This is a genomic window from Paenibacillus sp. 37 (assembly GCF_008386395.1).
Taxonomy (GTDB): domain Bacteria; phylum Bacillota; class Bacilli; order Paenibacillales; family Paenibacillaceae; genus Paenibacillus; species Paenibacillus amylolyticus_B.
This window is the reverse complement of the sequence record NZ_CP043761.1, coordinates 6,016,569-6,032,304: the sequence shown is the minus strand read 5'-3', so window position 1 is coordinate 6,032,304 and position 15,736 is coordinate 6,016,569. Positions and strand designations below refer to the sequence as shown.

Annotated in this window: 9 protein-coding genes; all 9 read left to right on the top strand. The window is 45.3% G+C overall.

Going from position 1 to position 15,736, the window contains the following annotated elements:
* Positions 1-72: 72 nt before the first annotated feature.
* The gene (locus F0220_RS25910; protein ID WP_181155597.1) at positions 73-2,982 is read left to right on the top strand and encodes a glycoside hydrolase family 2 protein; all 2,910 of its coding nucleotides are present in this window, start codon (positions 73-75) and stop codon (positions 2,980-2,982) included.
* Between the two features lie 278 nt (positions 2,983-3,260).
* Positions 3,261-4,244 (top strand): ABC transporter permease, encoded by a 984-nt coding sequence (locus F0220_RS25905; protein ID WP_036606891.1) that lies wholly within the window; start codon positions 3,261-3,263, stop codon positions 4,242-4,244.
* 15 nt (positions 4,245-4,259) lie between these two features.
* On the top strand, positions 4,260-5,162 hold the full coding sequence (locus F0220_RS25900) for a carbohydrate ABC transporter permease (RefSeq protein ID WP_036606894.1): 903 nt from the start codon (positions 4,260-4,262) through the stop codon (positions 5,160-5,162).
* Positions 5,163-5,348: 186 nt separating this feature from the next.
* Positions 5,349-7,037 (top strand): ABC transporter substrate-binding protein, encoded by a 1,689-nt coding sequence (locus F0220_RS25895; protein WP_074096481.1) that lies wholly within the window; start codon positions 5,349-5,351, stop codon positions 7,035-7,037.
* Positions 7,038-7,410: 373 nt separating this feature from the next.
* Positions 7,411-9,114 (top strand): ABC transporter substrate-binding protein, encoded by a 1,704-nt coding sequence (locus tag F0220_RS25890; protein ID WP_091019249.1) that lies wholly within the window; start codon positions 7,411-7,413, stop codon positions 9,112-9,114.
* Between the two features lie 321 nt (positions 9,115-9,435).
* Entirely contained in the window at positions 9,436-11,133 is a 1,698-nt protein-coding gene (locus tag F0220_RS25885) for an ABC transporter substrate-binding protein (RefSeq protein ID WP_373419888.1), read from the top strand.
* Positions 11,134-11,322: 189 nt separating this feature from the next.
* A complete protein-coding gene (locus F0220_RS25880; protein ID WP_105601898.1) occupies positions 11,323-13,704 on the top strand; it encodes a glycoside hydrolase family 95 protein in 2,382 nt (793 codons plus the stop codon).
* A 16-nt stretch (positions 13,705-13,720) separates the two neighbouring features.
* Positions 13,721-15,082, top strand: coding sequence for a GH1 family beta-glucosidase (locus F0220_RS25875; RefSeq protein ID WP_091019252.1), 1,362 nt, complete (start codon positions 13,721-13,723; stop codon positions 15,080-15,082).
* Positions 15,083-15,441: 359 nt separating this feature from the next.
* Complete coding sequence (locus F0220_RS25870) at positions 15,442-15,705, top strand: hypothetical protein (protein ID WP_036606904.1); 264 nt, start codon at positions 15,442-15,444, stop codon at positions 15,703-15,705.
* The last annotated feature ends 31 nt before the right edge of the window (positions 15,706-15,736 follow it).

The following is a 15,736-nucleotide window of genomic DNA, read 5'->3' as shown; positions in this document are numbered from 1 at the left end:
GCAATGGTCACGGAGTGTTTCACATTTTAGACTGGATTTACAAGAATCCAGATGAAGGGATGGCTATACGATATGAATTTGTCTGATATAGGCGCTGTACGTCATACATTGAACTTAAATGGAACATGGCAGTTTTGTTTGGATCTGGAGTCCGATAAACTCGTTGAGCAAGAGATATTACCGCCTTCACAGTGTGAAAATACATCATGGGAGACCATTCAGATTCCCGGTTCATGGGAAGAGCAAGGATACGGAGATGAGCCTGAATACGAAAGGCTTGATACCTGGACCAAGGTACGCGAGTATGAAGGCTCAGCCTGGTATGCTCAGGATGTTCATGTTCCATCAGACGATCCCGGATGCCACTATGTATTCAGATTGGAAGGTGTCCGATGGACAACGAATCTCTGGATCAATGGACAGTATGCCGGGCAGCAGGATAGTCTGGTGAATCAACAGAAGTGGGATGTTACCTCTCTGGTGAAGCAGGGAGAAGTGAATCGGGTGGAGATCCGCGTGGATAATACGATGAAACTTCCGCTGGCGGGTAGCCATATTCATTCATTGCATACGGCCACAGCCTGGGGTGGAATCACAGGTGGTGTTTATTTGGACAGTCTGCCCCCATGCCGATTACAGACGTTACGTATTCAACCAGATGCTGAGAACGGAACTCTTCGGATTGATTGTATTGTAAGCGCTCCCGCAAATGAATCGACTAGATCGATGCAATTACATGTGGATATCCAGCATCCGGATGGCAAATGGCTTGATCGATATAGTTGTAATGTGAATCTGAGTGATCCATCACATGTGGATATAAGCTCAGCAGGTTTAACTGAAATCAACGCTGTAATAGATCAGTGGCGATTGGAACTTGGTACAGGGAAATCTATTGCAAGATGGTCGGATGAATCCCCCGAATTATACAAGGCAGTGATCCGTCTGCATGACGGTGAGCAGGAACTGGATCGGCTGGAGCAATCATTTGGTGTTCGCTCCTTTGCAACAAACGGGAAGCAGCTTGAATTGAATGGAACACCGGTGTATCTGCGCGGGTACGTCGATTGTTGTATCTTTCCACTGACAGGTTATCCTGTGTGGGATAAGGAACATTATCTTCAGCAGTTTCGAATCGCTAGAACATACGGCTTCAACCACGTCCGTCTGCATGGGTGGAGCGCGCCTGAGCCTTTCTGGGACGCGGCTGATGAAGCTGGCATGCTGGTGCAGGCAGAACTTCCACATTGGTCTCGTTTCTTTGAGCAATCGAATCAGTCTGCGCCAGCTGAAGTATTGTCCTATCTGACACAAGAACTGGACGGGTTGCTTCAGTCGCTGCATAGACATCCTTCATTCGTCATGTTCTCCATGGGGAATGAACTCATTGGTCCGAATGGCCACCCTGAACTCAATGCATGGGTATCTAGAGCAAGGGATATGGACCCGACCCGCTTATATACCGACAATACAGGTTTTGGACAGCTTCCGGCGCAAGGGCGGGAAGGTGATTATTATATTCAATCGTTGAACTGGCATCCCCCGTTGGAATCCGCATATTCTGCTGTACCGGATACCACACTGGATTATCATGCAGTCACCCGCCTTGCGGAGCATCCCGTCATTGGACACGAACATGCACAGTACACCATGTATGTGCGGCCCCAAGAGCGAGCCAAGTATACTGGCGTATTGCGTCTTAGTTGGTTACGACCGATCGAAGAATCGTTAACAAACAAAGGCATGATGGAGGCCCTGGAGCATTTTCAACAGGTCAGTGGTACCCATCTGGTACGTTCCTTAAAAGAAGCCATGGAGCGGATTCGGCGAACACCGGACGCTGCGGGCGTACAGCTTCTGGACATTCGTGATTTTCCAGGGCAGGGACATGCTACGACGGGCATTCTGGATGTATTTTGGGATGACAAAGGCGTTACAACTCCAGAAGAATTCATGCGTTTCAACGCAGATCTGGTGCTATTGTTAAGCTGCAAGGAGCGTACATTTTACGCCGGAGAACCCATTCATGTTGATGTACGCATCTCTCACTACGGTAAGGAGCCGCTTGAGGAAGCAGTCATTCAGTGGAGGTTAATAAGCGATGATGTGATACTTACTGAAGGGGCATGGAAGACCGGAGATATCCAATGTGGGTCTGTCATGTCACTGGGAAGCATCGTCGCTACCGCTCCTCATGAAGGGGCAGCAGCTTTTCGGATCGAAGCGGAGTTGATATCAGGCGATTTGGACAGAACTGTAGCGAATGTTTGGCATGGCTGGTCGTTTCCTTTTTACCAGTCTCATCCGGGTTCGAATCGGTTCTGGAATACCTTGGCAGAGTTGAAGCCATTCCTGGGTGAAGCGCAAGATGATTGCGTAGATCGAATCGATGGATTTCAGTTGTTGAAAAATCGGGAGATTGACTTGGTTATCGTTCAGTCGTTAACACCCAATGTCGTTGATTATGTGGTCAACGGGGGGAGTGTTTGGCTACAGCCAACCGCAGAAGGGTTATATGATTCAGTGGAGACCAAGTATCTGCCTGTATTCTGGAATTACCTGATGTTTGCTACACAGCCTGGTGCAACGATGGGCATGTATTTGAGAAAACAGCTAGCACTACTAGGCTCCTTCCCGCATGATGGAGCTTCGGACTGGCATTGGTATCACTTGGTGAACGGTACACCAGCGATATGTTTGGATACGTTGCCCGGGGTGGAACCGCTGATCGAAGTGGTGGACCATTTCCATCGGGCCAAACGACTCGCTTATGCCTTTGAGGCAAAAGTAGGGAAGGGCAAGATTTTGATATCCTCACTTCCGTTTGCTGACCTGGCTTTAATGAAGCGTCCGGAAGCCGCTTACTTATTTCAGGAGATACTTGCGTATCTGAATGGAGATCAATTCCGTCCAGCAACCTCCATATCCGTAGCGCAATTACTCGGGATCGTTAAACTGCAAACCATTCAGTTTACATTGTAATCAGAGGGACCCGAAAGGGTCCTTTTTGTATGCCATGTGGTCAAAGTAAACGATTACTATAAAACGTTTTCGAAATTTACCATTTTAGATAGTATTTAACCTTAATATTACTTTTATATCATTTAAAAGTAGAATTTATCACTGATTTTAACGAATTAATGTCTGATTATATATGTCTATATCTAATTTTTATATGATTTTCTCTAAAATCCAGATGGTATTTTGAAAACGCTCTATCGAGTATGATTATTTTATAAAACAGAGGAGGGGGAACGGAGATGGAAACGCTAACAAAAAAATCCGCTTCCGCGAACAGAAGCAGTGACCCCAAACCGCCTTTAAAGAATCGGCGGAACGGAATTTGGGACAGAATGAAACAGCAGAAATATCTCTATCTCATGTCATTGCCATTCGTAGCTTGGGTTTTCGTATTTAACTATCTGCCACTATGGGGATGGACGATGGCTTTCCAAAATTATAAACCTGCCAGATCGTTTGGTGATCAAGAGTGGGTTGGTTTTAAACACTTTGTAGAGCTGTTCAGTGATGATCGTTTCTATCTGGTACTTCGTAATACGCTTGCAATGAGCTTGATGGGACTGGTTGTCGGTTTTATCGTACCGATATTCTTCGCTATTCTCCTGAATGAAATGAGAGGCATGTTCTTCAAACGTGCCGTGCAAACGGTATCATATCTGCCTCACTTTGTATCCTGGGTTGTTGTAGCCGGGATCATTACGAAGATGCTCTCCACCGATGGAGGGATTATCAATGATCTATTGGTAGGACTGAACATTATCGATCAGCCGATCCAATTCATGGCCAAGGGGAACTTGTTCTGGTACATTGTAACCGCTTCAGATATGTGGAAGGAAACCGGTTGGAATGCCATCATCTATCTGGCGGCGATTACAGGTATCGACAATGAGCTGTATGAAGCTTCCCGTGTAGATGGAGCCAACCGCTGGAGACAGATGTGGCATATTACGCTGCCTGGCATACGGACCACGATTTCCGTACTTTTCATCATGTCAATTGGACATCTTATCAGTATCGGTTTCGAGAAGCAGTTCTTGCTTGGCAACAGTCTGGTCACAGACTACTCGGAAGTACTTGATCTATACGCGCTCAATTATGGTTTGAATATGGGACGATTCTCGTATGGTACAGCCATAGGTATATTCAACTCCGTTGTCAGTATCATCCTTCTGTTTACTGCGAACGGCTTGTTCAAAAAATTCACAAAAGAAAGCATCATGTAGGGAGGGGACGACATTATGGCGAACAAAGCATTCAATGCTACTCGGGGCGATAAACTGTTCGATATATTCAACATCCTCGCGATGACCATGGTGCTGGTTGTAACACTTTATCCATTCCTTAACGTACTAGCCATCTCACTCAATAACTCGACAGATACAGTACGTGGCGGAATTTACTTGTGGCCTCGCGAATTCACATTACAGAACTACAAAACGATTTTCCAATATGATGGATTGTTACAAGGTTTGCAGATCTCCATTCTGCGTACACTTGTAGGTACCGTGCTCGGATTGATCAGTTCATCCATGATCGCTTTTACACTGAGCAGACCTGATTTTGGACTTAGAAAATTTGTTTCCACAACGCTCGCGCTCACGATGTATTTCTCCGGTGGTCTGATTCCGGTTTACATTCTGATGCGTGACTTGAACCTGATCGGTACATTCTGGGTATATGTACTACCTGGCATGATCAGTGCATTTAACGTGTTCATCATCCGTTCATTCATTGATGGCCTGCCATACTCATTGCAGGAATCCGCGAAGCTGGACGGAGCGAATGACTTTACAATCTATTACAGAATTATCTTGCCACTGTGTAAACCAGTGCTTGCTACCATCGCATTGTTCCTGGCTGTAGGTCAATGGAACGCGTGGTTCGATACGTACCTGTATAATGGTTCAAAGGCACATTTGACCACGCTCCAATATGAGCTGATGAAAGTATTGCAAAGTACGCAGCAGGGCTCAGGTGCTGGACGAAATGCCAATGATATGGCGCAGCAAATGACACAGATTTCACCGGAATCGATCAAAATGGCGATTACGATCGTTGTAACGGTTCCAATCCTCATTGTATATCCATTCCTTCAGAAGTACTTTGTTGGCGGTATGACACTGGGCGCAGTAAAAGGTTAAACAATTGGGTACAGGCTGCCACATAGAGCGGCCGTACATCTACAAATGAAGCATCAGGATACCCGAAGCGCAGCCATTTGGTCTGCGCTTCACCGTATAGGGCTGCGGTGTGGTATTCATGAAGCTATAGACAGGGACAAAAAAGTCCCGGACAAACAGACATATGAAACAGGGAGGATTACCATTATGGCAAGTTCCAAAATGAAGATTGCACTGGCACCAGTGCTTGCAATGTCTTTACTCGCAGGTTGCGGTGGAGGAAGCGGCAGTGATACGTCGTTCAAGGATACAAGCGCAGAGACAACTCCACTTACTTTTGATTTCTTCAGCGTTGACCCCAGTCCGAACTGGAATGGCATGAAGGATGAAGTAGGTAAGGTCCTTACGGAAAAAACAGGGATAACCCTTAACGGTGAATTTGCCGTTAGTGGTGGTCAAGATAAAATATCCTTAATGGCGGCGAGCGGAGACTATCCGGATATTGTCTCCCCCAAAGGAGAACTCAGCAAACTGGTGGATGCCGGAGCAATGCTCGATCTGACAGATCTGATCGACCAATATGCTCCCAATCTGAAGAAGCTGTATGGTAATTACATGGACCGGTTGAAATACAGTAATGAAGATCAGGCTATTTATGTGCTGCCAACGTATTATGCGGTAGACCAGAAGTACTTTGATGCAGGTGGTGGATTTGGCATTCAGCACCGTGTACTAAAAGAACTCGGATACCCGGAAGTGCGTACACTTGAGGATTACGAGAATGTATTGAAGGCGTACAAAGAGAAACACCCAACAATTGATGGTCAGCCAACGATCCCGTTAACACTGGACGCGGATGATTGGAGAATCATGATTACCGTAACGAACCCGGCCTTTCAGGCAACAGGAGCTCCGGATGACGGTGAATACTACATCGATCCAGAGACGTATGAAGCAAGTCTCCATTACAAACGCCCAGAGGAAAAAGAGTACTTCCGCTGGTTGAACCATATGTACAACACTGGATTGCTGGATCAGGACAGCTTTATCCAGAAAACAGACCAATACAAATCCAAAATTGCAAGTGGACGTGTTCTGGGTGTCATTGACCAGGATTGGGGTTACTCCGATGCAGAAAATGCATTGAAATCCGCTGGTAAGACTGAAGCAACGTATTCACACTTTCCAGTAACCCTGTCCGAGGATATCAAGGATCATGCCTACCAAGACCCTGGTTTTGTATCGGGTTGGGGTGTAGGGATTACAACATCAAATCCTGACCCGGTTCGTACGATCAAATTCTTCGATTACCTGGCTTCTGAAGAAGGGCAAGTGCTGATGAATTGGGGAATTGAGGGCAAACAGTATGAAGTGAAGGACGGCAAACGTGTCATTCCTGCCGACATTCTGGATCAGAAAACCAATAATGCAGCCGTATTCCAGAAAGAAACGGGTATTGGACTGTACACCAATATGTCCGGTCACTATGGAGACGGTGTGAAGGATTCAACGGATAACTACTACACTACGAATTTCCCTGAACAGATCGTGGCAGCATATTCCGATGCAGAGAAAGAAACACTCAAAGCTTACGGTGCTACGACGTGGAAAGATCTGTTCCCGAGTGAAGATGAGTTCCCAATCAAACCATGGGGAGCAGCATACAATCTGCCAACACCAGGTGACTCCAACTACAACGTCATCTTCAAGAAAACACAGGATATCATTCGGAAACGTATCCCGGAAGCCATTCTGAGTACTCCTGAACAGTTCGATGCGATCTATGACGGCATGATTGCAGAAGTGAACCAAGCAGGAGCAGAGGATATGGAGAAACAGTATACAGAACTCGTTCAAAACCGTGTTCAATTGTGGAGCGGTGAAGAGGCTAAATAAACGTTTAGCAATTCAGATCTAAAACAAAAAGGACCCAGAATATCTGGGTTCTTTTTTATCTAAAACGTTTTCTAAAAAACGTTTTCAATTTTATAAATTCACTATTGACAAGGGATATAGGAGAGATTATTATTCAAGTATGAAAGCACTTACATTTGCTTGTACAACACGTGGCATACACCTGAATCTCAAAGTAAACATTTGCAGAATGAAGAGGAAGTAAGGCAAGAAGAACATTTTTTTCTTTTTAGGAAAACGCTTCTAATGTTATAAAAACAAGAAAATTACAATTGTTTCATCTGGTCACGGTATGTGCAGGTCAGCCTGTTATACAAATATACAGCTTCATTAATATCCATAAGGGGGATTACACATGAAGGGCAAAACACCAAAAACATTCGCAATGCTTCTGTTAGCCAGTGCACTTGCAATTACAGCAGGATGCAGCGGCAGTGGAGGAGGAACTAACGCTTCAGAGAAACCGGTTGATTCCGGAGATACAACCAGTCCAGTGACCTTTACATTCTTCGGTGCAGACGCGAGTCCAAACTGGAATAACATGAAGGATGCTGTCGGTCAAGAAATTACTAAGGCAACGGGAGTTACAATTGAAGCTGAGTATGATGTGAATAATGGTGGTGACCAAAAGATTCCTTTGATGGCTGCCAGTGGTGATTACCCTGATATTATCTATCCTAAAGGCAACTTGTCTAAGCTTGTGGATGCAGGCGCGATGCTGGACCTGACCGATCTAATTGAGGAGCATGCTCCCAATTTGAAAAAAATCTATGGTGATCAGATGAACCGTCTGAAATACAGTTTGGAAGATCAAGCCATTTACACGATCCCGACTAATATGGGTGTAGATAACGTTGAGTTTGACGCTAGGGGCGGATTCGAAATTCAACAAAGAGTATTGAAAGAGCTTGGCTACCCTGAAGTAAAAACGCTTGAGGACTACGAGAACGTACTGAGAACGTATTATGAAAAACATCCAACGATTGATGGTCAACCTACTATTCCGTTAACATTGAATGCAGATGACTGGAAAATTATGATTACGGTAACGAACCCTGCATTCCAAGCTACGGGTGGACCGGATGATGGTGAGTATTATATTAATCCTGAGACCTATGAAGCTGTTCTACACTACAAACGCCCTGAAGAAAAGGAATATTTCCGTTGGTTGAACAAAATGTACAACGAGGGTCTGCTTGACAAAGATACATTTGTTCAAAAGGATGACCAATACAAATCCAAAATTGCCAGTGGCCGTGTACTCGGTCTAATCGACCAGGAGTGGAACTATGGTGAGGCGGAGAATGCTTTGAAATCGTCTAACGGTGGCGATAAAACATATGCCCACTTCTCCGTGTCCTTGAACAAGGATATTGTGGATCATACGTTCCAACCGACGGGATTTGACGGTTATGGTATCGGAATCACAACTTCGGCCAAAGATCCGGTACGTATTATCAAATTCATGGATTGGCTTGCTTCCGATGAAGGCCAGGTCCTGAGAAACTGGGGTGTTGAAGGCCAACATTACCAAGTCGAGAATGGGAAACGCATCATTCCGGCTGACGTACAAGATCGCAAAACCAATGATAACTCTGCTTTTACCAAAGAATCAGGCGTAGGCATGTATAACATATTTAGCGCCAGATACGGTGATGGTGTGAAAGATTCCACGGATAACTACTATACAACGAACTTCCCTGAACAGATTCAAGCTGGTTACACTGCCGCTGAGAAGGAAACGTTGAAAGCCTATGGTATAACAACATGGAAAGATTTCTATCCTTCCGACGATGATCTGAAGCTGAAAGATTGGGGTGCAGCATACAACATGCCTGTACCATCTGACACGGATTACAACGTAACGTTCCAGAAAACACAGGATATCGTACGTAAACGTATTCCAGAGGCGATCCTTGCCAAACCTGAGAACTTCGACAGCGTATATGATAGTCTTCTGGCTGAACTCGACAAAGCGGGTGCAGTGGAGATGGAGAAACAATACACGGTTTGGATCAAAGAACGTGTAGCTCTCTGGACTGGAAAAGATGTGAAATAAGCTTGAAAACCAAGCATTAAAGTTAAGGATTTTCATAGCGAAAAAAGCCCTTGAGAAAGGGCTTTTTTTATTGTTGACGTGAGGTGATGGATAGCCTATAATCTATCATGTAAGCACTTTCAGTAAGCGGTTTATTCCATTTACGAAAACGTTTTACGTTTGTTAGAAGAAGAATCTTTCTTTTTGCAGAATCTAAACGTCAGCTTCAGTAAATATGTCGGAATAAACGATACCGAAAGTGCATTCAAAAAAAGTGGTATCCTCAGGCATAAAGCCTGTTATACAGATAAAACCTTCATAAATAATAGGGGGAACTAGACAATGAGAGGCAAAATGAAAGGCAATACACCCAAGACGTTTGCAATGCTGATGCTCGCAAGTGCAATGTTGGTTACAGCTGGTTGCGGGAATTCGGGAACCAAAGAGACTTCAGAGTCCAGCGGAACCGAACCGATCACAGTTACATTCTTCGGGGCGGATGCTAGTCCAACCTGGAACAAGATGCAAGATGCTGTTGGTAAAAAGATTACGGAACAAACAGGCGTTACCATTGAAGCAGAGTATGATGTAAACGATGGTGGTAACCAGAAGATTGCACTGATGGCTGCCAGTGGTGACTTTCCTGATATGATCTACCCTAAAGGTAATTTGTCCAAACTTGTGGATGCAGGCGCGATGCTGGATCTCACGGATCTGATTGAAGAGCATGCTCCCAATCTGAAAAAAATCTATGGGGAACAGATGAACCGTTTGAAATACAGTTTGGAAGATCAAGCGATCTATACCATTCCAACCAATATGGGCGTTGATAATGTTACGTTTGACGCTACAGGTGGATTTGAAATTCAGCAAAGAGTATTGAAAGAGCTTGGATACCCTGAAGTGAAGACACTTGAGGATTACGAGAATGTACTCAGAGCCTATTATGAAAAACATCCAACGATTGATGGCCAGCCAACCATTCCATTGACATTGAATGCAGATGACTGGAAGATCATGATCACGGTAACAAACCCGGCCTTCCAGGCAACAGGTGCGCCGGATGATGGTGAATATTACATTGACCCTGAAACGTATGAAGCAAAATTGCACTACAAACGTCCAGAGGAAAGAGAATATTTCCGCTGGTTGAATAAAATGTACAATGAAGGCCTACTGGACAAAGATGCCTTTGTTCAAAAGGATGACCAATACAAGTCCAAAATTGCCAGTGGCCGTGTCCTCGGTCTGATTGACCAAGAGTGGAACTACCAAGAAGCGGAGAACGCGCTCAAATCATCGGGCAAGGATGATGCCACATATGCTCACTTCTCTGTATCACTTAACGATGAGATTGTGGATCACACGTTCCAACCAGCCGGATTTGACGGTTATGGCATCGGGATTACAACTTCGGCCAAAGATCCAGTACGCATCATCAAATTCATGGATTGGCTTGCTTCCGATGAAGGACAAGTTCTGAGAAACTGGGGTATCGAAGGCGAACATTACAATGTAGAAGATGGTAAACGCGTGATTCCAGATGACGTTCAGGACCGCAAAACGAATGACAACTCCAATTTCAGTAAGGAAACAGGAATTGGGATGTATAACATATTTAGCGCAAGATACGGTGATGGTGTAAAAGATTCTACCGATAACTACTACACAACGAACTTCCCTGAGCAGATTGTAGCTGGTTACACGGCTGCAGAGAAAGAAACGCTGAAAGCTTACGGTATCACGACTTGGAAAGAGTTCTATCCGGCTGAAGAAGATCTGCCAGTTAAGGATTGGGGCGCAGCGTATAACATGTCCGTACCTTCCGGTACAGACTATGAGGTAACGTTCCAGAAAACGCAGGATATCATCCGTAAACGGATTCCGGAAGCTGTTCTGACTACACCAGCAAACTTTGATGCAACCTATGATGCTTTACTGGCTGATTTGGACAAAGCGGGTGCAGTTGAAATGGAGAAACAATTTACGGTTTGGGTTAAGGAACGTGTCTCTCTGTGGACAGGAAAAGACGTAAAATAATATGGATTGTCTGTGATCCATGGTTACACAAGGAAAGGGCCCTATATGGGGCCTTTTTTTGTGTAATGATGTGATGATTTGCATTGACGCAAATTTTGAAATCACATATAATTTTATTATTGTAAGCACTTACCGAAAACGTTTTATGACATAAGAAATATAAAGCTGATTTAGGAACAGGAGCTATTCATGTCCCAACACAATAACCAAACTAAAATCAATCGTCTATGGTATCGACAACCGGCAAAACGCTGGGAAGAAGCATTGCCCATCGGAAACGGCCGTCTTGGAGGCATGGTGTACGGTGGCGCAGCAGATGAACGAATTCAGCTCAATGAAGATACATTATGGTCAGGGTTTCCACGGGATACGATTCAATACAGCAGTCAACGGTATTTGAAGCAGACGCGAGAGCTGATCATGTCTGGGCAGTATGGTGAAGCTGAGGATTTGTTGAACCGTGAAATGCTGGGTCGTGATGTAGAGGCCTACCAGCCGATGGGTCATTTTCTATTGCACCATGAGGGTCTGGATGATCTTTCATATGATGCATTTGAACGGGAGCTTGATCTGGAATCGGGTATTGCAACCACAACCTACTCATTGGAAGGAACTCAATACGTACGTGAAGTGTATTCCAGTGCTTTGGATGATCTAATGGTCTGCACATTAACTGCTGATCAGAAGGGCGCTGTGAGTGTAAGTGTTACGCTAGACAGTCCCCATCCTTATCGCGTTGAGACTTCGGGAGATGCTCTAACCATGTTCAGTCGGTGCCCAAGTCATGTGGAGTCCAATTACTTCAGGGATCACCCGGAATCCGTCCTCTATGAAGAGGATCGGGGAACGGCTTATGCTGTCCGGGTAGCATTTACGGCATCTGGCGATCAGGTGAAGGTCTCCAATCTGGAAGGCAAGTTACATATCCAGGGTGCTGATCAGGTTGTGTTTTATCTGGCAGCAGCTACGTCCTTTGAAAGTTATGATGTTTTGCCTGTGAAGGATCATCTTGTATTGGAAGAGGAATGCAAGGAGATGATCTCCAAAGCGACCACACATGGCGCGGAACCGCTTCGTAAACGACATAATCAGGATCATAGCGCGTTGTTTAACAGAGTCTCTATTGATCTAGGGGTATCGGCTAACGCCGAATTACCTACAGATGAGCGGTTGCAGGCTTATCAGGCAGGGCAACAAGACCCTGGACTGGAGGCACTGTATTTTCAATATGGAAGATATCTGTTAATGGCTAGTTCACGTCCGGGCAGCCAGCCTGCCAATCTGCAGGGAATCTGGAACCATCAGGTAGAGCCGCCATGGCATAGTGATTACACAATCAATATCAACACGGAGATGAATTACTGGCCAGCAGAAGTCTGCAATCTCAGTGAATGTCATGAGCCGCTGTTTGATATGCTGACCGATCTCAGTGATACAGGACGAAGAACTGCGCGGATTCTGTATGGAGCCCGTGGATGGACTGCCCATCATAACGTGGATATCTGGAGAACCTCTACACCGACAGGTGGAGATGCAAGCTGGGCTTTCTGGCCGATGGGCGGCGTCTGGTTGACCTCGCATCTATGGGAGCATTACCAATTTACCGGGGATCAGCGTTTTCTTGAGGAACGTGCGTATCCCATCATGAAAGAGGCCGCCTTGTTCTGTCTCGATTGGCTGGTGGAAGGGCCCGATGGTTATCTGGTTACGATTCCATCCACTTCACCAGAGAACAAGTTTCTCACAGATGCTGGGGAGGCACGCAGTATATCCATGGCTTCAACGATGGATATGACGTTAATTCGTGAACTGTTCAGCCACTGTATTGAGGCCGCGAAGCAATTGAATCTAGATGATTCATTGGCGAGCGAGTGGGGTGAGGCTCTTGAGAAACTCTATCCATTCCGAATTGGAAGCGAAGGACAATTGCTGGAGTGGTTTAAAGATTTTGCTGAATCTGAACCAGGGCATCGTCACGTCTCCCATCTGTATGGACTGTATCCAGGAGAGCAGATCAATCGAGTGCACACACCAGAACTTGTGGAAGCTGCAAGGGTATCGCTTGAACGTCGTATTTCACAAGGGGGCGGGCATACAGGATGGAGCTGTGCGTGGTTGATCAACCTGTATGCACGACTGCTGGATAGCAGCCAGGCACATCAGTTTGTCCGCACGTTGCTGGCGCGGTCCACACATCCAAATCTGTTTGATGACCATCCACCATTCCAGATCGATGGTAATTTTGGAGGCACGGCTGGAATAGCAGAGATGTTATTGCAGAGCCACTTGAACGAGTTACATTTACTGCCTGCACTTCCTGAACTCTGGACTCAAGGTCGTGTTGAAGGGCTTCGTGCAAGAGGTGGTTACACGGTAGCAATAACGTGGACGGACAACAAGCTTGTGTCAGCGGTTATTAAGGCAGATCGAAGTGACTCGCTGACCCTTCGCAGTGCTTATCCGCTGCGTGTAGAAGGAAATGAACAAGCCAAGGCAGAGCTTACGCCTCAGGGCGATTATGTAATTATTTTAACCATGACCGCAGGACAGACGATCCGCGTGTCATCATGAGACGGAGGAGCCAACCATGACCATTTTTAAATTTCCACAAGATTTTCGCTGGGGTACAGCAACAGCTTCCTATCAAATAGAAGGAGCGGCACAGGAAGGTGGACGTGGGGTATCCATCTGGGATACGTTCGCGCGCACCCCTGGCAAAGTATATAACGGAGATAATGGAGATGTGGCGTGTGATAGTTACCATCGGTATGAGGAAGACATCGAACTGATGAAGAAACTCGGGATTAATACATACAGGTTCTCCATTGCCTGGCCGCGTATTATTCCTGACGGAGATGGGGAGATCAATCGGGAAGGACTGGACTTTTACCACCGCTTCGTGGATGCATTGATCGAGGCTGGAATTGAACCGTTCCTCACACTGTATCACTGGGATCTTCCGCAAACGCTGGAGGATGACGGGGGCTGGGGCAACCGCAGAACTGTGGATGCTTTTGTGAAATATGCCGAAGTGATCTTCAAAGAATTCTCTGGCAAAATCAACTTCTGGCTGACATTCAACGAACCATGGTGCATCGCGTTTCTGTCAAACCTTCTCGGGATTCATGCGCCAGGAAACAAAGACCTGCAGACGTCAATCAATGTTGCTCATGGATTGCTAGTTGCTCACGGTAAAGCCGTTCAATCCTTCCGTCGCTTGGGAACAACCGGTCAGATTGGTATTGCTCCGAACGTATGCTGGGCTGAGCCGTACAGCAAATCTCCTGAGGACCAAGCTGCGTGTGACCGATCAATTGCGCTTAATACCGATTGGTTCCTTGATCCAATCTACAAAGGTTCATATCCGCAGTTTATGGTGGATTGGTTTGCAGAAGCAGGGGCTACTGTGCCAATTCAGGAAGGCGATATGGAGATTATCTCGCAACCGATCGATCTGCTCGGCATTAATTATTACACGATGGGGATTAATCGCTTCAATCCGGAGGCAGGTGCTCTGCAATCAGAAGAAGTTGATATGGGCCTCACCAAAACTGATATTGGCTGGCCTGTAGAATCACGTGGTTTGTATGAATTTATGCATTACTTGCAAAAGTATGGCAATGTGGATGTATATATCACAGAGAATGGTGCTTGCATCAACGATGACCTGGAGAACGGAAAAATTAACGATGATCGCCGGATTTCATATTATGAGCAGCATTTGGCTCAAATTCACCGCATCATTAATGACGGCATTAACCTGAAAGGGTACATGGCATGGTCACTGATGGATAATTTCGAGTGGGCAGAAGGCTACCGTATGCGTTTTGGTCTTGTTCATGTGGACTATCGTTCACTCGTGAGAACACCGAAGGAGAGTTATTACTGGTATCAGAATGTCATCAAGAATAATTGGTTGGAGACACGGAACGAACATAATCCCCAATAGTTTAGGCGGCAGGTTTAAGAGAAAAGCAGGTCCTATTATATAGGGTTCCCTTATTGAAGATGAAAAAGACGGTAACATTGGAGTATTTCAATGCGCCGTCTTTTTTTTGTATTTTTACCGTTGGAAATGAGTAGTTCATATAGATTTCGTAAGGTCAAGTGCCGTTCCTGTTATGAAGAGTCTATTTTTGGGTTATAAGAAGTAAGGAAGAAATGAATAATGTTTTGTCAACGGATAAATTTAAAATAAAGTGTCCAAATTGCGAAGAAAATTTGAACATTTGTTGACTAAAAATCATACTGATGTGGTATATTGGTATAAGGAAAGCACTTACAAAAAGGGAAAAGGAAGTGTTTACTATGGCATCGAAGACAGCAATGGTTAGCCAATTGGAGCGCAAAGACAAAAATATGCGGCGCGCCGTCTTGACGATGACAGTTCTGGCATGGGTCGCACTCATTACGGGAGTGATCATGTGTCTGATCAATTTGAACGAATTTAATGATCGTAATCTTGGCTTGATGGTTGGTATTGGATTCCTTGTAGGTAGTGTATTTATTTACGTTATTGCCAAAGCAATTGGCCTTGTTCATACACGCCGGGAAGACGAAGGCGCCGATTGATTATAATCCTGCGTTAATTCGTTCATAATAA